This window comes from Blautia sp. HA9023, from assembly GCF_056504095.1.
In genome coordinates this window covers 25,752-49,977 of record NZ_JBWLUR010000009.1, presented here as the reverse complement: position 1 = coordinate 49,977, position 24,226 = coordinate 25,752, and the positions used below count along the sequence as shown (strand labels likewise).

Here is a 24,226-nt window from a genome sequence, read left to right as displayed (position 1 = left end):
TCTTTGTTTGAAATTTCTTCAAACCAGTCCGCCTGGATATCAATTCTTGATATATACTAATATGTTTTTGCAATGGAAGATATGATCTCGTTTCTCAGTTCCGCTTCCTCCAGTGCTTTCTCCAGTCGTTTCTGCGTCGCTTTTTCCTTATAAAGAATACTGTCTATACTGCGATATCCTAAAAATATGGTAAATGTTTTCTCATCGCTTTTTCCCTGTACCGCATAGGCTTCATAATATTTATTTTTTTCTGTTTCTGAAACGCTCTGGTAATGATAGGTAATCTTTTCCGTATTACAAAGCCTTCTCTTCATATTTCTGCAGGTATGCCAGTTCAGGAATTCTTCTCTGTCCTGTTCTAAAATAAAGGAATCCGCATATTCTTTCGCATAATCATCAAAATTGGCAAATGTTTTGTCTTTCCTGTCCGCCAGTTTTCTGGCATTTGTATTTTCAGCAAGACGGAGAATCTCAAATTTTCCGGAATTAAGTTCTATCCGATACAGGGAAACGTACTCCGGAAATAGTTTTTTTATGATAAATTCTTCATCGCTTAGCGGGTCCTGTATCTCGTCATCTGGATTTCTGTCCTTATCCCATGCCTGGATCAGTCCGGAACAGAATCCGCTCTTCCCGATAGGTGTGATTGTCACATGATATTTTTTTCCTTTTCGAATCACCATTTCACTGGACCTGTTCTCATATGCCGCCCCATAACAGGCGTATAACCACTTCTCATCAATTTTCGGGAACAGATCCAGAAAGGACCGATCGATCATCGCTTCCAGCCTGTAGTCTTTTATATCTGCAAAGGCTTGATTACAGTAACGGTAGATCCAGTCCACCGGCTGTCCTTTATCGTCCAGCACAAGTTCCAGCACGCAATATCCTACAGAACTATGGTCAAAAATATTCAGGTTAAATTGTTCTTTATATGACGGCATGGCATCACCTCCCTGATGATGTTGATTATTTTTTTATCAGATAAGAATATTTTCGAATCTGATAACGCAACAATTCCCTAATTCGATTACAGATTTCTTCAGAATATATCCCCGCAACGGAATCCAGAATGGCATTTACATCCTCAATGTTGAAATTAAAATCTATCTGGGTTCCATATAATTCTTCTGCTGCCTCAAGCTGAATGTCAAAATCCATGCTAAAAGGTTTTGATTCTATTTTTTCCAGGCAAGCCTCGTAGGATAATTCTAGTGGATAGTCCACACTGGTATCTGCAAATATGCAAAGTCCCTGGTCAAATAAAGGGCTGAGCGAATATCGCTGTGTTTTTTCATTATAGATCACAGCAATATTATTGGTATGTCTGTCCTCATTTACAAAAAAAGCATCAATCTCCAACATTGCCGTAATATACTTGCCAAAACCTTCAATCTCAGTTATACGTTCAACCTGTTCTACCATATACTGAATTCTTTCCGTAACTTCTTCAAAATCAGTCAGCCCAGAAGCTTCGAAACAAGTACCTCTGCCAGGCTCTCATATCCCATATAATCCGCCTTATACCACAGATTATCAATCTTCCATTTACGTTGATCACCTTTTGATATATGCCCTGTCTTATGCAAAGGAGAATATTTATCAATTTCAACTTTATCCATAAAAATCATCTCTCCTTTTTTACCATCATGATCCATTGGTGATCCCCTTCCATATATCCATCTGTTTTTTCAATAATCAGAAGTGGATCGTAAAAAGGAATTCTCATATCTCTCAGGATTTCTTTTGCATGATCGCGTGTCCTGGGAAAACATCTGTCCTCCAGAAAATACTCAAAATCATTCCAGCTTGGATTATCCACAACTCCAAATGCCCTTAATGGTATCTGATCCGTATAATTTTTAATATAAATTTTTTCGTGTAAAAAATCTATATCTATCATCGTGCACAGATAATCCCTGTTCATAAAATACATCCTCATTTTTACATCTGGATCTTCACTGAAATTATGCACACGTTTTATCTGACTGTAGATCGTCTGTCTGGATACATGGTATTTTTTTGCAATTTCTGTAATCTTCACACCCTGCTTCTGCAACGCAAGGATATTTGCAAGCTGTGGATCTGTAAAAGAATTCTTTCTGCCGACAGGACTCCTGTTTGCAGAATTTCCTTTTTTTCTGTAGCATGCTGCATCTTCTGCGATTTGCCTTAATTCTTTAGCATCTGTTGTACCAAAAATCTCTCTGATCTGTTCCGTTAAGTCTGGTTCTTTTACTTTCATATAACCACCTCAGTTTGACTATAACATGCAAAAGAAAAAAGTGTCAAGTTTTTATTTCTTGACACTTCTTTCTTACGCAAATATTAGCTCTGTCATGTTTTATCAACCATATTCCTTTTGACTTTTCCTGAAATTTATGATACCGTTAGTTAGTAGAATCTAACAGCAAATCAATATCAAGGAGACGTTGCTATGACCCCTGAAGAATATAAAAAACTTTCTGTCAAAGAATTTACGCAGGCAGCCAAAATCTATGACAGCGGCCATGCCGGTATTTACGAAATGTGCAAGGACGATTATCCTCCGATCCTGGCCGAACTGGAAAAAGAGCCTTTCTGCGATGTCCTGGATTGTGGCTGTGGAACCGGCCCGATGATCGAACTTCTTCATGAGAAATATCCGGACAAACACTACACCGGCCTGGATCTTACTCCTGAAATGATCCATGTGGCTCAGGCCAAGAATCTCTCCAACACGGAATTTCTTGTAGGTGACAGTGAAAATCTGCCCTTTGAGGATGATTCTTTTGATGCCGTTATCTGTGCAAACAGCTTTCATCATTATCCAAATCCCCAGGACTTTTTTAACAGTACCTACCGTGTCCTGCGTAAAGGCGGCCGCCTGATCCTGCGCGACTATACTTCCTCCAGCTTTGTTGTCTGGCTTATGAATCATCTGGAAATGCCCCTGGCAAATCTGTTCGGACACGGCGATGTAAAGATACACAAACCTGCAGAATTCATCGCCATGGCAGAAAAAGCCGGCTTCACCGTACTGACTATGGAAAAGCAGAAAGGCTTCCGCGCGCATCTTGTTGCGAGGAAATGATCTATATATTTCCCAGAAAATCCCGGATCACTTTTACATAATCATCCGCTTTCAAAATCGTAGAGAGATGTCCGCCTGAAACATACTGGATGACAGGATCATGCATCAGCTGTATAAGGTCTTTCTGCATCTTTCCGGAAAAGAAATCCTGGTCTGGAAGTATCAGAAGTATTTTTCCCTTAAGCATCCTAAAATCCGTTTCCGTAACCGGCGTCTGCTTCATCAGATCAGCCAGCAGACCAGAAATATGCACATCTTTTTCTTTGGTATAATCTTTGAAAATGGTTTCAAACATATCTTTGGCATATGCAAGTTCTTCCTTGCTCTCGTTCCGGCTATGTCCCATTCCGACTTTGATCAGTTTCGGTTTCAGTTTCTCATAATTACAATGCTTCATATAAAACAGCATCAGCGGTGCCAAAAAATACTTTTTCCTGAGACTTTTTATCGTCTCTGCATCCATACCGCCTGTTGAGATCAGAATAAACCCTCCAACTTCCTTTGGATACGCCTGCGTGTAGATCTGGGCAACCATACCGCCATCACTTGCACCTATAAAAACCGGCTCTTTGATCCCAAGCTTTTCAAAAAAACCGTGCAAACTCTATTTTTTACAGCTCTTATCTATTCTGTCTCTGACTTATTTTTTTCCATACAGAATGCCCATTCCACTTATCATCCACGGTGTTGTCACAAAACCTGGAATGAACCCCAGCTTCTTCTCCAGGTTTCCTATGTAATGTACTTCTGAGATTCCTTCTGCTTTTAATATGCGGACAAATTCATCCATATCTCCGTACAATGCTTTCTGAGAAAACATATCCTGGAAGGAAAAAACTCCACCTTTTTTTACTACTCTGAGCGCTTCTTTTACCACATCTCTCTTGTCTTTTGCAGAGCGCACTTCATGAAATACAAAGTTCCTCACTGCAGCATCAAACGTTCCGTCCGGAAAATCCAGTTTTGCAGCATCACCTTTCCAGAAAGTGATCTGATCTGCAACTCCCTCGATCCGCGCATTTCTCTCACACTGCTCTTTTGCATAACTCCATTCTACTCCCCAGTAATCCACTGCGGTGATCCTGGCCTCAGGAAACGCTTTTGCACAGCGAACTGTAAGTGCAGCAGCTCCGCATCCGATATCCAGAAGCTTCCCTTCTCCGTTCCATTTAAGATGATCCACAAGATGCTCATGGACTCCTGCCATCATATTGCCTTTTCCAAATGCGAAAATTTCATGGCAGATCAGCATGTAGACTGCATAGAGCAGTGACAGTATGCAGAGCGCCCCCAGCACTATAGCAATCACCGGCTTATGCAACACAGCCTTCGCTGCTACAGTAATTACAAGAAAGACTGCTGCCAGCCCAAACATCAGATACAGCATTTTCTCTGGTACCCAGTTTCCATAATTTGTTTTTTCTTTCATATTTTTAATCTCCAGTTCCCACATGTTCCATCATTTTTTCAGCTCCTGTCAAATCCAAGAAATCTTGTTCCCTGAAAGCTTAATTCACCAACATCTCCCTCTACCATCTGACCATATTCCTTTCCTGTGACAGCAAGTTCCATCCGGTCGCCGCTCTTCACTTCAAAAGTCACATAGTAACTGGTAGATGTAGTGGTGCTAAAACCGTCAGACTGCTGATTATGGAAAACCTTCGTTCGCTTTGCAACAATCTTCGCAGCAACCGTTAACCTGGGAGAATTGTTATTTTTATTCCATGTGCTGATATTTTTCACAAAAATATAAACCATCGTTCCCAAAACGCAGAAAAATATAATTGCAAATAAAATATTAAATACCTGGTCAAATCCATAAAACATAATTTCTTCCCTCTTTATCTGCCCAGAGATTCTTTTATTATATCGGCGTTCCTACCTCGATCATATTTCCGTCATTATCCAATATCATATCCAAGCCAAACAGATCATGATAAAACTGTTTCGATTTTTCGATATCTTTTACTACTATCAAAACGTTTTTTAATTTCATAGACACTCCTCCAACTCTTATTGATTGAAGTTTACCACACTATAATGTTCTATACAACTAACATATTTACTGTCAGTCACTTCATCTTCTGAATTCTTTCGGAGTACTCGGATGTCTGAGAAAATTTCAAAAACATGACACTGATGAATAACACCACAATTTCCACCACCGTAATTTGTTGCAATAATCGGCTGAATATATTGACCAACTCCTGTAAAAATGAATTGAACCAAATAACACAGTTGAAGATCACAGCCGTTCCAACCGTTCATTGATCGTAAGATATTCTATAAACTTCCTGGTTGCCGGAGTCAGCTTTGTTCTGTCTTTCATTACCAGTCCAATTTCTCTGAAATATGGATTCCTGAATGATCGGATCGCGATCTGGTATGGAATCCGTTTCAGGATCATATCTGGAAGCACTCCGATCCCCAGTCCCCGCTCCACCATTGACATGATGGCATAATCTTCCCATGTGGTAAAACGGATATTGGGATGTGCATGGTTCTTCTCCAGCAATTCGGATACCTCCGTTTTTCCTCCGTGCTTTATCTTCGGATCTATTTTGTCAGTTATCCCTTTCTGCTGCTTTATGATTTTGGTTCTGCGATCCTCAGAGCCTGCGGCAACAGCCGTTATCCCTTTCTTGCTCTCACTCTGTCGGGAATTGTAAATGTGTTTCTAAATATTATATTTGTGGTATTCTTTAAGCTTGGCGTTTCCGGAGTTGCCGCTGCTACAGTTCTGTCCACCATGCTTTCTGCGCTCCTTCTGATCTGCCGCCTGAAAAAGGATACTTCTTCTTTTCCATTTGCACTTCATAAATGTGATCTTTATTCCGGATCTGTAAGTGCAATTCTTAAAGTGGGAATCCCTTCGGCCATCCAGGGTGCTGTATTCTGCTTTGCCAATATCTTTGTACAGGCCTCTGTGAACAGCTTTGGCTCTTCTGCAATTGCAGGCAGTACCATTGCCATGAACTTTGAATATTTTACCTATTACGTGATTACTGCTTTCGGTCAGACAGCTACCACCTTTACCAGCCAGAATTACTCTGCCGGGCAGCTTTACCGATGCAGAAAAATCCTGCGGATATGTCTGGTCTTCTCTATTGTGAGCAGTCTGATCCTTATTGAACCACTTGTCATATTCCGGAATTTTTTTGCAGGATTTTTTTCTGCAGATCAAACAGTGATACAAAATGCCTGCCTTCGTATCCTGTGCATTCTTTTTTTCGAACCGCTGTGCAACCTGTACGAGATCCCGGCAGGCGTATTAAGAGGTACCGGACATTCCCTGTACCCGGCTGTTGCTACTATTATTGGAAACTGCTGTTTTCGCATTGTATGGATCTGTACGGTTTTCAGACATTATCATCAGTTAAATATTCTGTATTATGCGTTCCCGATTTCATGGGTGTTAACGATAATCCTTATTACAATCGGATTCATTGCAAAAAAGCCAGGTAAGACGTTTTGACTTATCTGGCTTTGAAGTATCATATTCTTCCGTGCGTAAAGAGGACATTCGCAATCCGCTTCGCGACCTGTGTTCAGGATGTTATCTCATTTCCACAATTTCCCTTCTTTATAATGTTTTCTGCAAAGCGCCACATAGCTCTCATTTGATCCCAACATGATCTGGGCACCTTCCCGCACAATCTTTCCGTTGGAATATCGGGTATTGCACTGTGCACGCTTCCCGCACCAGCAGACAGTGGGAACTTCTTCGATAACATCTGCTATTTCCATCAGTCGCCTGGAACCGGGAAACAGGTGGTTCAAAAAGTCTGTACGAAGGCCATAGCAGAGAACCGGAATCTCATAAAAATCCACAATATCTGATAATGTATCGACTTCTTCCGGGGAAAGAAACTGTGCTTCATCCACCAGAATGGCATTTACTTTTTTGCCATGATACAGATATTCTGTTTCCTTTCCATTCCATAATTTTGAAATTTCTTTCAGAAAATCATCCACATATTCAGCCGGAGCCGACAAGCCTATCCGGGACTGGATCTTATGCTCTCCATCCCGGTCGTCTGTTCTTGGTTTTAACAGTATCGCATACTGACCACGTTCTTCATAATTATAACGAACCATCAGAATATTGGCAGATTTCGAGCTTCCCATCGCCCCGTATCGGAAATATAGTTTTGCCATTTTTTGTTTCTCCTTTATTACTCATACTGCTCAGGTCTTCGAAGGGATAAATAATCCAGACTGCTTCTGACTTTTTTTACCTCCTGCAGATCAATATCACACACCAGTAACTGCTCCCTGTCATCTGCTTTTGCAAGGACTTTCCCTCTTGGATCGATCACGATGGATTCCCCGGCAAACTGCATTTTATCTTCTGTTCCGACACGATTGCACATGGCAATGAAAACCTGGTTCTGCATGGCCTGAACCCGCATTTCCCATTCAAACATTTCCATTGGCTCTGCTTTTGTATTTGCAGTCGGGACTATGATCAGGTCTGCACCTTTTTTTGCACAGGTACGGATGCTTTCCGGCATATGTCTGTCAAAACAGATTACAATGCCGATCTTTCCAAATGGTGTGGCAAAAACTTTAAAGCCGTCCTCCGCCGGTGTATAATAATCCTGCTCATAAAAATTTTCATTCTGTGCGATGTGGACCATTTTTGCAGTATCTCGGATTTTTCCTTCCGGGGAGATCCAAAGAGAAGTATCGTATCTGGCTCCTTCTGATTCCAGATAGACATTTGGTGATAAATAATATCGATGCTCCCTGGCTTTCTGGCACAATCTTACCAGTGCATCATTATCCATATCTATACAGTAATGATCCACACATATATTGTGATACTGCGGAAAAAACGGTGTCAGCTGTATTTCCGGAAAAAAGACCAGATCACAGTTTTCTGCCATATCACAGTATTTCAGGCTTTTATCAAGATTCTCGGATATTTCCTTTCCCATACTCATCTGTACAAGTGCAATTTTCATTTACCGTTCCCCTTCACATCCTTCATTTTTTCCAAAAGTTTGCTATAAACATGCTCCACAAACCACGGTTCTGTAGATCTCTCCAATGCTTCTTCCGGTGAAAACCAGGCTACACCGCTGTTTTCGTCTGCTTTTATGGAAACCGCTTCTTCCGGATCTGCCTCAAGGAGATATGTGATATTAAAGTGCAGATGGCTGGATACATATTTTCCTTTTTTCACATGGCCGTCTACAGTCAGGGATTCCATGGAAAAAATCTCCTCAGACACCGGATGAACGTTGGAAATCCCCGCTTCTTCCTTTACCTCCCGGATTGCAACAGACAGAAGATCCGTCTCCCCATCCGCATGTCCTCCAAGCCAGGACCAGGAGTTGTAAATATTGTGATATACCATAAGAACTCTGGTTCGCTCCCTGTTCACAACCCAGGCGGAAGCCGTCATATGGGCTACTGTATTTTCTCTGGAAAAAGCATTCTCATTATTTCTGATCCAGTCCAGGATCAGGATTTTATCGTTCTCCTCCTGCTCGTTATAAGGCTTATATTCTTTTATCTGATTGATCAGTTTCTGGCAGTTCATTGTTATCCTTTCCTTTCGACTTTATCAACACAATATCAATACACCACTGGTAAATCCCGCATCCTGTACCTGTTAACAGACAAATAAACCTTTTGCTTATCTGGATAGCCTCATATACAAAAGCGGATACGGATTCCCTTCCTCATCATACTCCGTTCTTTTATATGTCTGAAATCCCATATGCTCATAAAAGCCGACTGCCTGGGGATTCTGTTCGTTTACGGTGAGTTCCTGAATGTTATAAGTTTCAATACCGTACTGAAGCTGCTGCTTTCCAAGCCCTTTTCCTCTGACCTCCGGAGAAAGGAAGAGCATTTCCAGCCGATTACTGTCAATTCCCATAAATGCAACAGGCTCTCCAAATTCTTTTTCCGCAATGATCAGATATTCTACATTTTCTATTGCCATGGGAACGTATTCCCTGATCTTGATGATCTCTTCTTCCGAAAGAAAATCATGGGTTGCCCGTACAGAACTTTCCCAGACATTTAATAACTGCCGGATCAGTTGCTGAGTTCTCTCCTGAACCTGAACGATCTTTTTTTCCATCTATTTATCCTCTCGTTTATCTTATATCAAACTGATATCAGTATACCATAAAAAAGCCAGAGCAGCCTCCTCAATTTCGGAAGCTGCCCTGTCCCATTTTATACTTTTACGCTCCACATATTTCTGTATTTTCTGAAATAAAAAATACTCATAAGAATACTCAAAACCTCACCAGCTGTAATGGACATCCATACTCCATCCATGCCAAAGATCCCTGGCAGTATCAGTACCGGCGCGATCATGAAAATGACAGTTCGGCAGAAAGATAAGATCGCAGATGTTTTTCCATCGTTTAATGCAGTGAACCAGCCGGATGCAAATACGTTGTAGGCCATCATCAGGAAGCTGGTTGCCACGATCCGGAATCCATACAGTGCGATCGTCTCCACCTGGGCGTTGTTTTTTGCAAAAAAATCTACTACAGCACCGCCTGCCAGTCCCCAGTGAAAAATCGCGATAAACAGCCAGTCCAGTACAATATTCAGGACTCCACCCATAACCGAAAGTGCAGCACCGAAACCTGCTTTTCCTACTGTAATGAAACTAAGCTGAAATACCATTCCAAACACTGCGAAAGGCAGTGTGATCAAAACCGGAATCATATATTCCCTGCAATAATGCAGAAGTGCCTGATCCGATCCGAGAAAATATCACAGCGGGTTCAAAAAAGCAAAACATAAAGCTGCCAAACATCATTCCGATTGCCGACGCAAGAAAGATCATTGGCATTGTGATATTGATCGCAGATAACGCATCTGTATCCACCAGTCTTGCAATAAAAATCCCATCCAACGTAGAATACAGGCTGGAAAAAATACTGGATAAAATCGTTGGCAATGCAAATACGATCAGCCAGCGGAAACTGACTTCATGTTCTAATTTAACTTGTGTATCCAAAAAATATCTCCTCTCTTATATATCTTCCATCTTACTCAGTAAGATATCCGCAAATTTATTCTGTACTGTAATAACAGTTTCCACATCTCTGTCATCCAGCATTCCTATGACTTCTTCCTCATACTGAAACAGCGGCTGAACCAGATTTCTGGCAAAACGTTCTCCACTTTCTGTCAGTGATATGATCTTTTCTCTTTTGTTCTGTGGATTAACCTGCATCCAGATATATCCTGCATTTAACTGTTTCTTAATAAGGCTGTTAACAGAAGTCTTAGGTGCTCCCAGTTTCATACTTAACTCTTTCTGTGTGATCTCCCTGTTTTCCTTCTGAAAAATTTCATAAAACATCATCATTTCATATAAAGTTAATTTATGTTTCGTAGCCCATACATCATATACCTGATCTATTTTCTGTGCTGATTCATAGATCCGGTCAATTTTTTCCCGGTTCGTCAATGATATTTACCTCCATAAAAAATAGTACGATTTCGTACCGTTAGATATTAGTTCGAAATCGTACTATTGTCAATAGCAATTTATAAAATTTAAGAATTATTTCACTCTGCACTCCGGCTCTTTCCCAAAATCAGAATTCCCACCAGCAAAAATACAGGGAAAATAACCCCTGCCAGGATTCCTTTTTTCAGGTTGTCTGATAATATCCCGGACACAAATCCAACTAAAGTCGGACCTCCGGAGCATCCTACATCTCCGGCCAGTGCAAGAAGCGCAAACAGGGATGTACCTCCTCTTCGCAGTGCCATGGATGCCTTGCTGAAGCTTCCCGGCCACATGATTCCCACGGAAAATCCGCAGATGGAACAGCCGATCAGTGACACAAATGCAGATGGTGCAAGGGAAATGCAGAGATAGGAAATAATGCAGAGAATGCTGCTGCCGATCATAAATTTGTCCAGATCCATCCTGTCTCCGAATTTTCCATAAAAGGCTCTGGAACTTCCCATCAGGATCGCAAATGCCATAGGACCTGCAAGGTCTCCGATGGTCTTGGTTACTCCCAGTCCCTGCTCCGCAAATGTTGAAGCCCACTGGCTGACACCCTGTTCACTTGCACCGGCACACAGCATCATTAACATCAGGATCCAGAATGTCTTATTCCTGCATAATTCTCTTATTGTCATTCCTGTCTCGCCCTCTTCGATCAGAGTTGCGATAGGAACTTTTGTAAATGTAATACCATTTACAATAGGAACAATCGCCCAGATCAGTGCCATGATCTTCCAGTTTTCAATTCCAAATATACGGAAAAAGATCGTGGAAAGCAGGACCACTGCCACATGACCCCAGCAGTAAAAGGAATGCAGAAGGCTCATTGCCTTTTCTTTATTATCACTTGGGCAGCTCTCCACAATAGGGCTGATCAGCACTTCGATCAATCCGCCGCCTACTGCATAGATCACTACGGAAATAAATAATCCCGCAAATGCATTAGGCAAAAGATCCGGCAGGATCACCAGGCAGATCAGTCCTGCCGCTGAAAATACATGAGCCAGAACAATGGAAATCCGGTAGCCGATCCGGTCTACAAATTTTGCAGACAGAAGATCAATGAGCAGCTGGATCCCGAAATTGAATGTGATCAGCATTGTGATCTGGCTCAGTGGAATATGGTAGCTTTTTTCAAATGTCAGAAAAAGCAGCGGCACAAAGTTATTTACGATTGCCTGCACGATGTAACCCACAAAACAGGCATATACCGTTTTCTGATATTTGTCTTTCATCAGAAATCCTCCTCCATATTATTGTAATTCCTTTTCAATCTTTTGTATTATATCACCACATTTTAAAATTGTAATTGCACTTTTCTTTCATTTTATAGTACAATATCACTATATATAACAGAAAGGAATTTTGTAATCTCATGCAGAACATTCATACAAACAGCAATCTGCAGGAAACCACAAAACACGGCGGACCTGATTTTCCTTTGGAATTTTATATAGATGATACCCGGAAATTTTATAATAACGATATCAACTGGCACTGGCATAAGGAATTTGAGATCATCTGCGTTTCAGAGGGTACTGTTACCTGCCAGGTTGAGCAGAAAACCTATACTTTACATTCCGGAGAAGGAATTTTTATCAACAGCGGTATGCTGCATCATTTCACAGCTGAAAACTATGGCATCATGCCTAATATTGTATTTTCCCCCACTTTTCTTGCTCCAGGTGAAAGTCTTATTTACAAAAAATATATTCTGCCATTAGAAAATGCCATGCTTCCCTGCGTTATTTTCAAGCAGCAAACATGGCAAAAACATATTCTGAATCTCTGCGGTCAATTGTTTCTTAATCTGGCCTCACCGGAAAGACAGGAGCTTCTCATTCATAACCTTTTAAGTGAAATCTGGCTTATTATGACAGAGCATCTTTCCCCGGAACAGCTTACTCCCAGATCAAGTGTTCTGCCTTCACACTCTGAACGCATGATTCCAATAATGCTCGAGTATATCCAGACACACTACGCCGCCCCAATATCACTGACAGATATTGCAGCTGCCGCGAATATCAGTCCCAACACCGCTTTGCGCTATTTCCGGGAAAATATCGGAATATCCCCGGTCGAGTATCTTATTCAATATCGTATCAGCATCGCCTGCAAAATATTAAGGGAAAGCTCTGACAAAATAGCCAGCGTTTCTGTCAGAGTCGGATATGACAATGTCAGTTATTTTTGCAGGATCTTTAAAAAACTTGTAGGAAAATCTCCCTCTCAATATCGAACTGAAGCGAAATCATCCGTTAATTTTCCCGGCAAATTTTCCTGAGATACTTCCGGGTACGAGCCTTGCACCGATATTCATCGCCTTTGTTAATATCCCTCATTTAACCGGACAATATTCTTTAATTCTTTTCCGTTCAGATATCGTTCCAGATTTTCCATGCAAATGTTCCAGATCATGTCCTGAACTTCTGCGTTTCCTCCGAAACTTGGGCCTGCGATGTGTGGGGTGAGAATAACCTGGTCCATTTCCCACAGCGGAGAATCGAACGGAAGTGGTTCTGTCTCAAATACATCCAGGACTGCGCCTTTTAAGTGGCCCTCCTGTAATGCCCGGATCAGGTCTTCTGTTGGAATAAGGCTTCCTCTTCCTACATTGATTAGAACTGCATCTTTTTTCATGGAATGCAGACGGTCGTAATTCAGAAGTCCTTTTGTTTCCAAAGTTCCCGGAAGGCAGCCGATCACAATGTCCGCCTGTGGCAGTTTATCATCCAGTGCTGTCAGATCGTATACCTCATCAAAGTCTTTCAGCTGCTGCGAATGTTCTGAGACTGCTGTTCTTTTTATTCCAGTCACATGGGTTTCAAATGCTTGCATTCTGTGAGCGATGTTTTTTCCGATGTCACCGGTTCCCAGGATAAGAACATTTTTTCCATATATGGTGTCTGATGATCTATTCTGTACCCAGAGACGTTCCTGCTTGTTTTTCCAGTAAACAGGAAGTCCTCGATACAGGGCAATGATGTTCCCGATCACATATTCCGATATAATTTTTCCGAAAGCTCCGGAAGCATTGGTCAATGTAATAGTTTCCGGGAATATTTTCATTTTTGTATATTTGTCTGCGCCAGCCCAGGTCAGCTGGATCCAATGGAGATTTTCGGCTTTCCGAAGTTCCGATTCTTCCGGTTCTCCGATCACAACCTCTGCTGTTGTAATGGAGTCCCTGGTTTCATTTTCTTCAAAAACAAACTCACATTTCTTTCCGAATTTTGTTATAAACCTGTTTCGGATTTCCGGTTCACACTGTGGCTTTATCAGAATTTTTATTTTCTTCTCTGTATTTTCCATGATGTTCTTCTCCGCAGGCGATTTTCAGGATTCGTTTACCAGTTTTCCGGTCATATGCTCCGGTTCCAGCTCCAGGCAGAGAACTGCAGGACCGGAATGTTTCAGTTCATGTTCCACGTATGCTTTATCATCCGTGAATTTTTTGCATAAATTTGTGCAGATTTCCACGACCTTTTCCGGTTCTTCCACTATACGGAGGCGTCCAAACACAATCACACTTCGAATGTTTAGTGCCCATTCTCCTTCCTTTCGATATCCCTCGTCCATAACACAGAATGAAACTTTGTCACAATTTTTGATGGCATCAATCTTATGACCAGATTTTGCTCCGTGGAAATAGATTTTTCCATCTTTCTCGTTATACCAGTGGGTCATAGGCATTCCATAGGGATATCCATCCTCTCCCTGCACGGAAAGCACGCCTCTTGGTTCTTTTTTCAGGATTTCGATACATTCTTCTTTGGTTAATTCCTGTTTGGATCTTCTCATTTTTCGAAACATAAGCTAGTCCTCCTCTTGCCCTGTATTAGTCTATTTTCTGTCTGCTATGACTGTTTTTTCGTTATCTTTACTTTACTATCTTTCAAAAATAACTTTATATGTTCCCAGCACCTGTCTGCATGGAATTTTTGCTGCATTTTCTGCTGTAAATGTATCTCTGGGATAGGTCGTTTCCGGCTCTTGTGGATAGGCTGGAAGGGTTTTTCCGATGCTGACACCATGGGCATCCTTTTCAGTAAACTTCCACTGAAATGTGCAGTCACAGAATTCTTTATTCTCGGCGATCGTCTCCGGCTTTTTTAATTCCGGTGTTTCTTTCAGGAAATAACATCCCGCATTGTCTTTTTCTACCGGTGTGTTAAATTCCAGATAACCATTACTGTCGTCCTGGATCTCTGCATTGATTCTGAGAACCGGACGCAGAGAAACAAATCCCTCCGGAATGATTGCCCTGATCCTGTCCTGCTCAATGCCATAGGCCATTACGTATTGTTCTACCTGCATGAATTTTTCCCCTTGTTACTTATTCCATGTTCCATGGCTGTTTTTTGTTATATTCTATTTCCAGCTCTTCCACCAGATATCCATCACTCATACAATGCATATCTGAAATTCCCTCACTTATCAACTGATACAGCTGTGAATGATAAAAAATACCCAATGCTGTTTCAACAGAAATCCCCATTTTTTCTGCAAATAATTCTACTATCCGTACATATTTCTTTTGTAACAAAATCGGATTAGCATTCATACTTCAAAACTCCTCTCATAATGAAGATGCTCCAAAGACTCCTCTGTGCGAAAACAGATTTGCATATTCGGCTTTTCATACTTCAGTCTGCTAATTGCCTCATTTTTGTCAATCAACTGATCAAAATACAGTTCAACCGTATTGAACACTTTATCATTGGCCACTCCGCCCATAACAATATCATAATCTGAATCATTCTTTTCTCTTCTGCAATTCATAATAAAATCCAGCCATTCTTCAGAATAAGAATCAAATTTCAAAATTTTCAGATTTTCCTGTGCGTTTTCTTCAAACTCAAAGGTTGTAACAATCCCTTGTTTACCGCGCCGTTTGAATTTTCCACACCATTTCACAGCCTGGTCTCTGAGAGGTGTCACATAAAATCCTTTACCAAAATCAACATCTGACCGGGAATGTTTTAAATCTGGATTTTTCACTTCAAGCCATGAGCCATGATATACTATCATTACAAAACACCTCTCTCTTTCATAACCTCAATAATATCATCCACAATATATTCTTTCCCCTGGGTATGAAGTATCTCATATTCCGGAATGATGTAATCATTCAAAATATCACTTTTTTCTGTCAGCGCATCATATACCTTTTCTGCACTTACACCCAGTTTTGCTGCTATATTTTCAATACAAAATATCGCAAACTCCAGTTCTCTTGACTTTTCTATGTTTTGTTTCATCATTCCCAAGGCCTCCTGTATCAGATATCAACACCCAAACAACTTCGCAGTTTTCTCCATCCTCTCTGCGATCGGCACTCCAAACGGGCAGCGGGTTTCGCATTCCTGGCAGCCGATGCATTCGGAGGCTTTGTGCTCCAGAAGTTCATAGTGGGATCTTATGGTTGCGGGGACTTCCGGCTGCATCGTTGCAAGATCGTAGAATTTATTGATCATGGCAATGTCCAGATCTGCCGCGCATGGCTTGCAGTGTCCGCAGTAGGTGCACTCACCTTTGTAAGAATGGAATGGTGCATTAGCGATCACAGACGCGTAATCTTTTTCTTCCTCCGTTGCTGTTTCATATGCTACGGCATCATTGACCTGCTCTTTTGTATCGTAGCCGCACATGATGGAACAGACTGCCGGCCTTGTAAGTGCGTAATGGATGCACTGTACCGGTGTCAGGCTTACACCGAAAGGAGAACGTTTTTCATCAAAAAGTCTTCCACCTGCAAATCCCTTCATAACTGTGATTCCCACATCATTTTCCTCGCATGCTTTGTACAGGCGGGCACGGTCTGCATCGATTCCCTTCAGACTGCTGTCAAACTCTTCTGCAAACATGGTATCAATGTTCTCACTTGCAGGAAGCATGTCAAACGCAGGATTGATGCTGAAAAGGATCATCTCCACATAGCCGGATTCTGCCGCTTTCTTCGCCACTTTCGGATTATGGGAGCTCATACCGATATGACGGATCACACCTGTTCTCTTCAGTTCCATTACGTAATCCATATATTCAGACTGCTGAAGATCATCCCATTCTTCCTCAGAATCTACGTAATGGATCATTCCAAGATCAATATAATCCGTCTGGAGTCTTTTTAAAAGATCTTCGAATGCAGGACGCACATACTCCATCTCTCTGGTACGGTAATATTGCTCATCCTTCCAGGTTGATCCGATATGTCCCTGGATAAACCATTTGTCACGGTTCTCCTTAATTCCCTCCCCAATGATATTTCTGGATTTCGGGTCCGGCATCCAGCAGTCCAGGATATTGATTCCTTTTGAAGATGCATAATGGATCAGCTCAATACTTTCCTCCTCCGGATGGCGCTCCAGCCATTCTCCTCCAAAACCGATCTCACTGACCTGAAGCTCTGTTTTTCCTAATCTTCTTGTTTTCATTACTTTTTCCTCCTGATCTATTCTATAATTATACTCTTAAATATCTCTGCTGCCTTACTGAATACCGCATGCTTTTTCCATACCAGAGCCTGTCTGGTAGGAAGCTGGGGTTCCAGCGGAAGAAAACATACTTCCGGATCCAGTTCCGGTGCCAGCATCTCTCTGGTTGTCAGAAAATACCCTAACCCCTGCTGTACAAAAGAAATGGGGCTTCCATGAACCACATTATAGGTTGCCGCAATATTTAAGTCCTCCACATCCATTTCTGCCCAGTGCGCAATCTCATTCTGAAGACCAATTCTCTGATGCATGATGAGAGGCATTGTCCTGATATCTTCTTTTGTTATCACTTTTCCGCTGGAAAATGGATCGTCTTTCTTTGCAAGGATTCCCCATTGTGAAATCTCTTTCAGGGAAAAAAAATCGTATTTCATATTGTCAATGGGCTGCAGCATAACTGCAAAATCCAGTGTTCCATGGTTCAATCGCTCCGACACGTCTGTGGCATCTCCACTGTAAAAATGAAACTTCACATCCGGATATCGTTCCCGAAGCTTCGCAGCTGCCCCAAGAACCGATGGCGGCGTACCTCCACCCATATAAATATCTCCGATGACATCTTCCGTATCTGAGCTGATTTCCTGCTGGGTCTTCTCCACCAGTTCCAGGATTTCTTCTGCCCGCTTGCGCAAAAGAACCCCCTCCTCTGTCAGAGTGATCTTCCGTTTTCCACGGATCAGAAGTTTTTTCCCAAGTTTCTTCTCCAGTTCCATCAGTTGCTTTGACAGAGAAGGCTGTGCAATATGCAGGCTCTCTGCTGCCCTTGTGATATTCTCTTCCCTTGCCACTGCCAGAAAATAACGTAATTCACGAACTTCCATAAGCATCTTCCTATCATTCTTATTAGCTATATAATATCATAGTTAATAGGTATTTGCTATTATTTTTCCAAGGATATATACTGTATATGGTATGAGGCAAAAAAGCTTCTGTTTGCATTATCATTTTACTAAAATCAATGAGGTGTTCTTTATGAAATCAAAAAAACAGACCGCAAAGCTGGATATCCTGAACGGTTCTATCTGGAATAAGATTCCTCTGTACGCTCTCCCTGTAGCAGCAACCGGAATTCTGGAACAGCTGTTTAACGCATCGGATATTGCGATCGTAGGAAATTTTGCCAGCACAGACCGTACTGTTGCCATTGCTGCGGTAGGTGCCAACAGCCCTGTGATCGGCGTGATCCTGAATCTTTTCATCGGTCTCTCCCTGGGAACCAATGTTGTCATTGCCAATGCTATCGGGAGAAAAGATGAGCATGAAGTCCAGAAAGCTGTGCACACTTCCGTTCTGGCCGCTTTTCTGGCAGGTATCCTGACTACTTTGCTTGGAGAATGGCTGATCGGAAATTTCTTAAATCTGCTTAATGTTCCGGCAGATGTTTTTCCATATGCACTTTTGTATATCCGTATTTATCTTCTGGGATTGCCTGTGATCTTTCTCTTTAATTTTGAGGCTGCTATTTTCCGCAGTACCGGCGATACCAGGACACCTCTTCTGGCCCTGTTCTGCGGCGGTGTATTGAATGTGCTTTTGAATCTCTTTTTTGTAATCGTCCTTGGAATGAATGTGAACGGAGTTGCCACAGCCACAGTGATCGCCAATATTGTCAGCTCCTCCATTCTTTTTATCAAACTGACAAAAACAGAGAAATGGGTACATCTTGACTTACATAAACTATCCATTGACAGAGCCTGTCTCCTGAAGATCCTGCGGATCGGACTTCCTGCCGGAATCCAGAGTGCCGTATTTAATATCGCCAATCTGGTGATCCAGTCTGCTATCAACAGTCTTGGAACTCTTGTGATCGCAGCATCCAGTGCAGCCTTCAATATTGAGATCCTGGTATATTATGTATTTAATTCATTCAGCCAGGCCTGCACAACATTCGTGGGACAGAATTATGGCGCAAAGCAGATCCGGCGATGCAAAAAAGTTCTGCTGTTATGTGTAGCCGAAGGTCTGGTAACAACTGCCGCAGCTGCCATCCTGATCCTCTCCAGCGGAAAATTCCTGCTCTCCCTGTTTAACAGTGATCCCCAGGTTATTGACATCGGTTATACCCGTCTGGTCATTATCTTTTCCGCATACATTTTCAGTCTGCTCTATGAGATCATGTCCGGCTATCTCCGGGGTTTCGGGATTTCTTTTGTCCCGGCACTGCTTACAACCATCGGTGTCTGCGGAACCAGGATTGCATGGGTATATGCCGTATTCCCGAACCACCGCAGTTTTTCCAGCCTGATGATGGTTTATCCTGTCAGCCTGTCCACAACAGCGTTGCTTATTCTCATCGCAGTGCTTGTTTATCATCCGGCCCGCAGATACCAAAACAGGACCGACAGACATTAATCGTCTGCCGGCCCTGTTCTTTCTTAAACTTATACCATATCACTCCGCCGGATGATTCCAATCCCAATGGCATACGGGCCTGTATGCACACCGATGGTAGCTCCGATCCGGTGAATGGGAACTGTCTCTGTTGTTCCGAATTTTTCTTCCAGGCTCTGCATCAGCATTTTCTGGAAGCTCTCCGCTTCTTCATATCCATAGCAGTAACCAATGACCAGGGAACAGTTCTCTGGAGTATACCCGTTCTCTTCCATGTAATCAAGAAGCAGGTCAATGGTTCCTGCCATAGATTTTTTTCTGCCCCTTTTCAGCCCCGGTGAATAAATCTCACCGTCCTTTAAGGTAATCAGCGGTTTCACATTGAGAAGCTTACCTGCAATGCTGGCAACCTTTCCAATGCGTCCGCCGTGCTCCAGATATTCCAGATTTCCTACCGTAAAAAAGATCCTCTGGGTATCTGTCAGCTGGTTCATTCTTTCAATGCTGTCTTTCAGAGTATAACCCAGGTCACGAAGTCTGCAGGCTTCCAGCACATAAAGCCCCTGCATCAACGTACAGGCCAGAGAGTCAATGATCTTCACCTGAATGTCCGGATACTTCTCTGCAAGCATCTTTGCTGCGATCTCTGCGGACTGCATGGAGGAACTAAGCTTGGTGGAAATACAGATACAAAGGATATCTTTTCCCTCTTTTGCCTTTTCTTTAAAAACTTCATAATAATCATTTGGAGACGGTGCCGCTGTCAGCGGAAAAACATTGGACTCCGCCACCATTTTCCCGTAAAAATCCTCCAGACGGATTTCTACACCTTCTTTTTTATATTCTTTTCCGTCAAAAGAAACCAGGAAATGCACCTCGCCGATTTCTTTTTCTTTCACGATTTCTTCCGGCAGATCGCAGGAACCGTCACTTACAATAGTAAAATATTTTTCCATAAAAACCCTCTTCACACGATAATAATGTTAATTCTTTTATTATAATCATTTTGACAATTTCTGTCCATGTAAAACTATAACACTTCACGACAAACGCATGAATGGTTAGCAACTGCAAATTCTATTTTTTCTACTTTTTAAGCTTCTAAAAGCTCTTCTAAATACTTAATTGGACGCAAACTTACTACGAACCTTTTCTTTCTCATTGACAACTTATGTCTTGATAGTTCTGCTGGTTTCAAAATACTCAGGCTCCATTTTCTTATAATGTTCAAATTTTGTGCCGCCATTTTATCGATTGTCGTATTTGCATCCTCCCGAAATGTTACATCCAAATGCCAATGCATACTTTCTATACTCCAATGACCTCGCACCGCTCGGCTGACTTCGTTGATATCCGTTTTTAAACTGCTTATAAAATATCGATATTCATACGTTATCTTTCCTGCTTTTTCTATTCGTTTCTTCTCCATTACAATGCTTCTCAGGCCTTTCCAATTCTTCTTTTGGCTCAGCCACCGGATATCTTCCGTCTGATAATACTCTCGGATCTCAATTTGCCCATGGGCTTTCTCACAGGTCTTCTTATATGCCCCCTTTTCGCGCATTTCTTTTTGAAACTCCTCGTTCGAAAAGTATTCTTTTACATCTTCGTACATTGTGTATTGATTTTTCTTCAATGCCAGAACATAATCCGCTCGTTTCTGCCTGATTTTTCCTGCGATCGCTGTCTGCGTTCCCATTGCATCAATCGTAATGATCTGACCCTTTATCTGGATTTTTTCCAACAGCTCTGGAATCGCTGTTATTTCATTGCTTTTTTCTTTGACTGCTTTCTGTCCCAGACAAAATCCATCTTCCTTACTCCATGCAGAAACAATGTGACTTGCTTTTTCTTCTCCACGTTTATTCGAACACATCGTTTTTCCATCTATGCGGATGATCTTCTTCAACAGTTCTCCATCATTTTTATCCAGCCGCTCCTGCCATTTTCCATAGAGCTGCTGCAGAATTTCGGGCGATATCATCCCCATGACACGCCGGATCGTATCATGAGAGGGGATTCCGTTTTTTAGTTCAATATACTTTCGAAGATAATCCTGATAGCTTTCTGCAAACAATGCCATCTCAACCCAGTCATCCGCATTCGCAAGAGTTGCAAACAACACAATGACAAGAATATCCTTCAACGTATGACGAACCTTTGTCTGCTGACGAGTATCTTCAATGTATTCCATCCACTCTAATAATTCCTGCATAAATAACACCCCTTTTTCTTTTATTTTACTAGAAAAGGGGTGTGTTCACAATTTATTTACTCATGCGTTTGTCGTGGGTAACAGACGCAATTCATCTCCCACCTTAGAGGTGGGAGTCTTCTTGCTAGAAGAGGATAAATCCCCCTTATACACGCCTGAAGCCTTTGCCAGTGCGATGGTCCTCTTTGCACCATCATAAAAGGCAATGTCGATCATTTTTCCGTCTACTGTAAATACACCGATACCCTGTGCCTTTTTCTCATCGATCTCACGTACTACTTTTTCCGCAAAAATAATGTCTTTCTGCTTTGGTGTGTAAATATCGTGTGCGACATTGATCTGGCGGGGATTGATAATGGATTTTCCGTCAAATCCCATAAGATGGATGGTTTCCACATCCTGACGGAATCCTTCCATGTTGTCAAGGTCTGTATAAACCGTATCAAAACACTGTACTCCTGCTGCTCTTGCCGCGATCACAAGATTCTGTCTCGCACCCATCAGCTCGATTCCTGTTCCTGTAATGTGTGTCTGAAGATCTTTTGTGTAATCACCGCCGGAAAGGGCAATACCGAAAAGTCTCTCACTGGATTCGCAGATATCAAGAGCTTTCATCACACCTCTTGCAGATTCCACAGCTGCCATGATCAGGACACTTCCCTCAGGACGGCCGAACTCTTTTTCCGCATAGGCGATCTCACGCTCCACAAGTTTTACATCCTGTGCGCTTTCTGTCTTCGGGATACGGATGGAATCACATCCACCGGCAACGGAGCAGCGGATATCTTCTTTCCAGTACGGGCTGTCCAGGCCGTTGATCCTGACTACCCGTTCACATCCACGATAGTTAATTGTTTTCAGTGCATGATACAGGGAAAAACGTGCCGCGTCTTTCTGGTTCTCTGCTACTGCGTCTTCTAGGTCCAGCATGATAGAATCTGGTTTATAAATGTATGGATCTTTGATAAGTCCCGGTTTCTGAGCATTCAGAAACATCATTGTTCTTCTCAGTCTTTTTTTGTTCGGATTGTTCATCGGATATCCCCTCCCCATGGTAAATGTTCCGTCTGTAATACAGAGCGGTAAACTGCTGCTTCAATACGTGCTTTGATCGTACAATCCAATGCACCTTTGTCTACGATGGTAAGTTTTACGTCGCTGACGCCAAGATTTTTCAGAGTTTCCAGTGCTACTTTACGGATCTGGTTTCCATACTGGTTGATCACGGAGCTTTCCATGGAAAAATCTACATTTCCTTCTCCTTTTTCTACAGTTACCTGGCAGTCGCTGGATTCCAGAATTCCTGCAATGGCTGGCCTTACGATATCCATGTTTATCCTCCTTTTGATCCGGTAACATAACTGCTGCCGGAACCTTTATGTTGTGTTCTTTTGTTCATCTGAAGCTATCGTAAGGTCGTAACCTTACAGGAGAAATAATATTTTTCTTAATATTTGTTAAGGTACGGAATTTTTCCTGCTTTTCTTTTTATAAAACAGATATTCGCAATGTTGGTAAATCTGCCCATTGCGTTTTCTTCGTAAGGTTAGTATAATAACCTCATATTTTAAAAGTGAAAATTTATATACTTTTTATATTTTTCATTCACAGGGAGGATTTGATCATGAAAGAACGTTTAAACTGGGCAGTTCTTGGTACCGGTGTGATCGCCAATCAGATGGCGCAGGCACTTCAGAAAATGGGAAAACCGCTGTATGCAGTTGGAAACCGTACCTATGAGAAAGCCGTTGCCTTTGCAGAAAAATACGGTGTACAGAAGGTTTATTCAGAAATTGATGAAATGTTTACTGACGAAAATGTGGATATTATCTACATTACAAGTCCTCACAATACCCATTATGCCTTTATGAAAAAAGCACTGCTTCACGGCAAGCACCTTTTTGTGGAGAAATCCATCACCCTTAACAGCCGTGAGCTGGATGAAATGATCGCTCTGGCCAGGGAAAAAAATCTCATTCTTGCCGAGGCCATGACCATCTGGCATATGCCCATTTACAAAAAACTCTGGGAAACAGTCAAAAGCGGCTCTCTGGGAAAAGTCCAGATGATCACCATGAATTTTGGAAGTTTTAAAGAATATAACATGAACAACCGCTTTTTCAATATGAACCTGGCAGGCGGTGCCATGCTGGATATCGGTGTTTACGCACTCTCCATTGTCCGAAGTTTTATGGATGAAAAACCGGATGAGATCTTAAGCCAGTGGAAGCCTTCTCCTACCGGTTCTGATGAGCAGGCAACCATTCTTCTTAAAAATCCTTCCGGTCAGATGGCGACTGTCGCACTTTCCATGCACTCCAAACAGCCGAAACGTGCCATGATCAGCTGTGAGAAAGGTTATATCGAGATCATGGAATATCCACGTGCAGATAAAGCAGTGATCGTGGATGCAGAGACAGGAGAAAAAACTGAAATTTCCTGCGGTGACACTTCCGATGCACTGCTTTATGAGATGGAGGATATGGAACATGCAGTTCTTACACGTGATACCTCCGGCTTATATCTGAATTATACAAAAGACGTTATGGATATCATGACCTATCTTCGTAAAGAATGGAATATGAAATACCCGGATGAAAACTGGGACTGAT

32 protein-coding genes and 3 pseudogenes are annotated in these 24,226 nt (G+C 42.0%); 6 read left to right on the top strand and 29 right to left on the bottom strand.

Annotated features, from left to right (window positions below; all coding sequences use genetic code 11):
* Window positions 1-56 precede the first annotated feature (56 nt).
* The 4 genes from AC04Q6_RS13945 to AC04Q6_RS13930 are packed head-to-tail and all read right to left on the bottom strand — an operon-like array spanning window position 57 to window position 2,245.
* Window positions 57-944, bottom strand: a complete 888-nt coding sequence (locus AC04Q6_RS13945; protein ID WP_476389742.1) for a PAS domain-containing protein — start codon at window positions 942-944, stop codon at window positions 57-59.
* A gap of 25 nt (window positions 945-969) precedes the next feature.
* Window positions 970-1,425 carry a hypothetical protein gene (locus AC04Q6_RS13940; protein WP_207743763.1) on the bottom strand — a complete coding sequence of 152 codons (456 nt, stop codon included), beginning with the start codon at window positions 1,423-1,425 and terminating at the stop codon, window positions 970-972.
* A gap of 35 nt (window positions 1,426-1,460) precedes the next feature.
* Complete coding sequence (locus tag AC04Q6_RS13935) at window positions 1,461-1,622, bottom strand: hypothetical protein (protein WP_242997005.1); 162 nt, start codon at window positions 1,620-1,622, stop codon at window positions 1,461-1,463.
* Between the two features lie 5 nt (window positions 1,623-1,627).
* A complete protein-coding gene (locus tag AC04Q6_RS13930) occupies window positions 1,628-2,245 on the bottom strand; it encodes a helix-turn-helix domain-containing protein (RefSeq protein WP_021976115.1) in 618 nt (205 codons plus the stop codon).
* A gap of 192 nt (window positions 2,246-2,437) precedes the next feature.
* Between AC04Q6_RS13930 and AC04Q6_RS13925 the strand changes: the two genes are divergently transcribed.
* On the top strand, window positions 2,438-3,073 hold the full coding sequence (locus AC04Q6_RS13925) for a class I SAM-dependent methyltransferase (protein WP_021976116.1): 636 nt from the start codon (window positions 2,438-2,440) through the stop codon (window positions 3,071-3,073).
* Window position 3,074: 1 nt separating this feature from the next.
* Here the strand turns inward: AC04Q6_RS13925 and AC04Q6_RS13920 are convergent, their stop codons facing one another.
* The 5 genes and pseudogenes from AC04Q6_RS13920 to AC04Q6_RS13900 all read right to left on the bottom strand — a co-directional run bounded on the left by AC04Q6_RS13920 (window position 3,075) and on the right by AC04Q6_RS13900 (window position 5,588).
* A complete protein-coding gene (locus AC04Q6_RS13920; RefSeq protein WP_021976117.1) occupies window positions 3,075-3,674 on the bottom strand; it encodes an alpha/beta hydrolase in 600 nt (199 codons plus the stop codon).
* Between the two features lie 39 nt (window positions 3,675-3,713).
* Window positions 3,714-4,502: a class I SAM-dependent methyltransferase gene (locus AC04Q6_RS13915; protein ID WP_021976118.1), complete on the bottom strand. Its 789-nt coding sequence runs from the start codon at window positions 4,500-4,502 to the stop codon at window positions 3,714-3,716.
* Window positions 4,503-4,540: 38 nt separating this feature from the next.
* A complete protein-coding gene (locus tag AC04Q6_RS13910; protein ID WP_021976119.1) occupies window positions 4,541-4,900 on the bottom strand; it encodes a DUF2500 domain-containing protein in 360 nt (119 codons plus the stop codon).
* Between the two features lie 58 nt (window positions 4,901-4,958).
* Window positions 4,959-5,069: pseudogene (locus AC04Q6_RS13905) on the bottom strand (VOC family protein); the annotation flags it as partial.
* 249 nt (window positions 5,070-5,318) lie between these two features.
* A complete protein-coding gene (locus AC04Q6_RS13900; RefSeq protein WP_180214449.1) occupies window positions 5,319-5,588 on the bottom strand; it encodes a LysR family transcriptional regulator substrate-binding protein in 270 nt (89 codons plus the stop codon).
* On the opposite strand from AC04Q6_RS13900, the gene AC04Q6_RS13895 reads away from it, so the two are divergent.
* Window positions 5,565-6,548 (top strand): MATE family efflux transporter, encoded by a 984-nt coding sequence (locus AC04Q6_RS13895; protein ID WP_147343510.1) that lies wholly within the window; start codon window positions 5,565-5,567, stop codon window positions 6,546-6,548. The two genes, AC04Q6_RS13900 and AC04Q6_RS13895, sit on opposite strands and share 24 nt — an antisense overlap.
* An 86-nt stretch (window positions 6,549-6,634) precedes the next feature.
* On the opposite strand, the gene AC04Q6_RS13890 is transcribed toward AC04Q6_RS13895, so the two are convergent.
* From AC04Q6_RS13890 to AC04Q6_RS13855, 8 genes are all read right to left on the bottom strand, one after another.
* Window positions 6,635-7,231 carry a thymidine kinase gene (locus AC04Q6_RS13890; protein ID WP_021976122.1) on the bottom strand — a complete coding sequence of 199 codons (597 nt, stop codon included), beginning with the start codon at window positions 7,229-7,231 and terminating at the stop codon, window positions 6,635-6,637.
* A gap of 17 nt (window positions 7,232-7,248) precedes the next feature.
* Window positions 7,249-8,040, bottom strand: coding sequence for a carbon-nitrogen hydrolase family protein (locus AC04Q6_RS13885; RefSeq protein ID WP_118071669.1), 792 nt, complete (start codon window positions 8,038-8,040; stop codon window positions 7,249-7,251).
* A complete protein-coding gene (locus AC04Q6_RS13880; protein ID WP_118071668.1) occupies window positions 8,037-8,621 on the bottom strand; it encodes an NUDIX hydrolase in 585 nt (194 codons plus the stop codon). Before AC04Q6_RS13880 ends, AC04Q6_RS13885 begins: the two co-directional genes overlap by 4 nt.
* 96 nt (window positions 8,622-8,717) lie before the next feature.
* Window positions 8,718-9,170 (bottom strand): GNAT family N-acetyltransferase, encoded by a 453-nt coding sequence (locus AC04Q6_RS13875; protein ID WP_118071667.1) that lies wholly within the window; start codon window positions 9,168-9,170, stop codon window positions 8,718-8,720.
* A gap of 98 nt (window positions 9,171-9,268) precedes the next feature.
* Window positions 9,269-9,772 carry an MATE family efflux transporter gene (locus AC04Q6_RS13870; protein ID WP_021976127.1) on the bottom strand — a complete coding sequence of 168 codons (504 nt, stop codon included), beginning with the start codon at window positions 9,770-9,772 and terminating at the stop codon, window positions 9,269-9,271.
* The gene (locus AC04Q6_RS13865) at window positions 9,714-10,067 is read right to left on the bottom strand and encodes an mATE efflux family protein (RefSeq protein ID WP_021976128.1); all 354 of its coding nucleotides are present in this window, start codon (window positions 10,065-10,067) and stop codon (window positions 9,714-9,716) included. Before AC04Q6_RS13865 ends, AC04Q6_RS13870 begins: the two co-directional genes overlap by 59 nt.
* 15 nt (window positions 10,068-10,082) lie before the next feature.
* Window positions 10,083-10,523, bottom strand: coding sequence for a MarR family winged helix-turn-helix transcriptional regulator (locus AC04Q6_RS13860; protein WP_021976129.1), 441 nt, complete (start codon window positions 10,521-10,523; stop codon window positions 10,083-10,085).
* Window positions 10,524-10,624: 101 nt separating this feature from the next.
* Window positions 10,625-11,809, bottom strand: coding sequence for an MFS transporter (locus tag AC04Q6_RS13855; RefSeq protein WP_118071665.1), 1,185 nt, complete (start codon window positions 11,807-11,809; stop codon window positions 10,625-10,627).
* A 140-nt stretch (window positions 11,810-11,949) separates the two neighbouring features.
* Between AC04Q6_RS13855 and AC04Q6_RS13850 the strand changes: the two are divergent.
* Together AC04Q6_RS13850 and AC04Q6_RS13845 are read left to right on the top strand one after the other, a co-directional pair.
* Window positions 11,950-12,198 (top strand): annotated as a pseudogene (locus tag AC04Q6_RS13850) (cupin domain-containing protein); the annotation flags it as partial.
* Between the two features lie 21 nt (window positions 12,199-12,219).
* On the top strand, window positions 12,220-12,858 hold the full coding sequence (locus AC04Q6_RS13845) for an AraC family transcriptional regulator (protein ID WP_330636884.1): 639 nt from the start codon (window positions 12,220-12,222) through the stop codon (window positions 12,856-12,858).
* 44 nt (window positions 12,859-12,902) lie between these two features.
* On the opposite strand, the gene AC04Q6_RS13840 is transcribed toward AC04Q6_RS13845, so the two are convergent.
* From AC04Q6_RS13840 to AC04Q6_RS13805, 8 genes are all read right to left on the bottom strand, one after another.
* Window positions 12,903-13,886 (bottom strand): D-2-hydroxyacid dehydrogenase, encoded by a 984-nt coding sequence (locus AC04Q6_RS13840; protein WP_118071663.1) that lies wholly within the window; start codon window positions 13,884-13,886, stop codon window positions 12,903-12,905.
* Between the two features lie 24 nt (window positions 13,887-13,910).
* Window positions 13,911-14,387 (bottom strand): pyridoxamine 5'-phosphate oxidase family protein, encoded by a 477-nt coding sequence (locus tag AC04Q6_RS13835; protein ID WP_118063134.1) that lies wholly within the window; start codon window positions 14,385-14,387, stop codon window positions 13,911-13,913.
* 75 nt (window positions 14,388-14,462) lie between these two features.
* Window positions 14,463-14,891 carry a hypothetical protein gene (locus tag AC04Q6_RS13830; RefSeq protein WP_118071662.1) on the bottom strand — a complete coding sequence of 143 codons (429 nt, stop codon included), beginning with the start codon at window positions 14,889-14,891 and terminating at the stop codon, window positions 14,463-14,465.
* 19 nt (window positions 14,892-14,910) lie between these two features.
* Entirely contained in the window at window positions 14,911-15,138 is a 228-nt protein-coding gene (locus AC04Q6_RS13825) for a DUF3791 domain-containing protein (RefSeq protein WP_118071661.1), read from the bottom strand.
* Entirely contained in the window at window positions 15,135-15,605 is a 471-nt protein-coding gene (locus tag AC04Q6_RS13820; RefSeq protein WP_118071660.1) for a DUF3990 domain-containing protein, read from the bottom strand. Before AC04Q6_RS13820 ends, AC04Q6_RS13825 begins: the two co-directional genes overlap by 4 nt.
* Window positions 15,605-15,838, bottom strand: coding sequence for a DUF3791 domain-containing protein (locus AC04Q6_RS13815; RefSeq protein WP_021976137.1), 234 nt, complete (start codon window positions 15,836-15,838; stop codon window positions 15,605-15,607). Before AC04Q6_RS13815 ends, AC04Q6_RS13820 begins: the two co-directional genes overlap by 1 nt.
* A gap of 24 nt (window positions 15,839-15,862) precedes the next feature.
* The gene (locus AC04Q6_RS13810; RefSeq protein ID WP_118071659.1) at window positions 15,863-17,008 is read right to left on the bottom strand and encodes an aldo/keto reductase; all 1,146 of its coding nucleotides are present in this window, start codon (window positions 17,006-17,008) and stop codon (window positions 15,863-15,865) included.
* 17 nt (window positions 17,009-17,025) lie between these two features.
* Window positions 17,026-17,889, bottom strand: a complete 864-nt coding sequence (locus tag AC04Q6_RS13805) for a LysR family transcriptional regulator (RefSeq protein WP_118071658.1) — start codon at window positions 17,887-17,889, stop codon at window positions 17,026-17,028.
* A 151-nt stretch (window positions 17,890-18,040) separates the two neighbouring features.
* On the opposite strand from AC04Q6_RS13805, the gene AC04Q6_RS13800 reads away from it, so the two are divergent.
* Window positions 18,041-19,420, top strand: a complete 1,380-nt coding sequence (locus tag AC04Q6_RS13800) for an MATE family efflux transporter (RefSeq protein WP_118071657.1) — start codon at window positions 18,041-18,043, stop codon at window positions 19,418-19,420.
* 29 nt (window positions 19,421-19,449) lie between these two features.
* Here the strand turns inward: AC04Q6_RS13800 and AC04Q6_RS13795 are convergent, their stop codons facing one another.
* The 4 genes and pseudogenes from AC04Q6_RS13795 to citD form a co-directional block, all read right to left on the bottom strand.
* Entirely contained in the window at window positions 19,450-20,355 is a 906-nt protein-coding gene (locus tag AC04Q6_RS13795) for a DegV family protein (protein ID WP_021976141.1), read from the bottom strand.
* A 137-nt stretch (window positions 20,356-20,492) separates the two neighbouring features.
* Window positions 20,493-21,614 (bottom strand): ISAs1 family transposase, encoded by a 1,122-nt coding sequence (locus tag AC04Q6_RS13790; RefSeq protein WP_476389741.1) that lies wholly within the window; start codon window positions 21,612-21,614, stop codon window positions 20,493-20,495.
* Window positions 21,615-21,749: 135 nt separating this feature from the next.
* A pseudogene (locus tag AC04Q6_RS13785) lies at window positions 21,750-22,649 on the bottom strand (aldolase/citrate lyase family protein); the annotation flags it as partial.
* Window positions 22,646-22,945: a citrate lyase acyl carrier protein gene (citD, locus tag AC04Q6_RS13780; protein ID WP_021976191.1), complete on the bottom strand. Its 300-nt coding sequence runs from the start codon at window positions 22,943-22,945 to the stop codon at window positions 22,646-22,648. The pseudogene AC04Q6_RS13785 and the gene citD, both read right to left, overlap by 4 nt.
* Window positions 22,946-23,238: 293 nt before the next feature.
* Between citD and AC04Q6_RS13775 the strand changes: the two genes are divergently transcribed.
* Entirely contained in the window at window positions 23,239-24,225 is a 987-nt protein-coding gene (locus tag AC04Q6_RS13775; protein ID WP_177290504.1) for a Gfo/Idh/MocA family oxidoreductase, read from the top strand.
* Window position 24,226 lies beyond the last annotated feature (1 nt).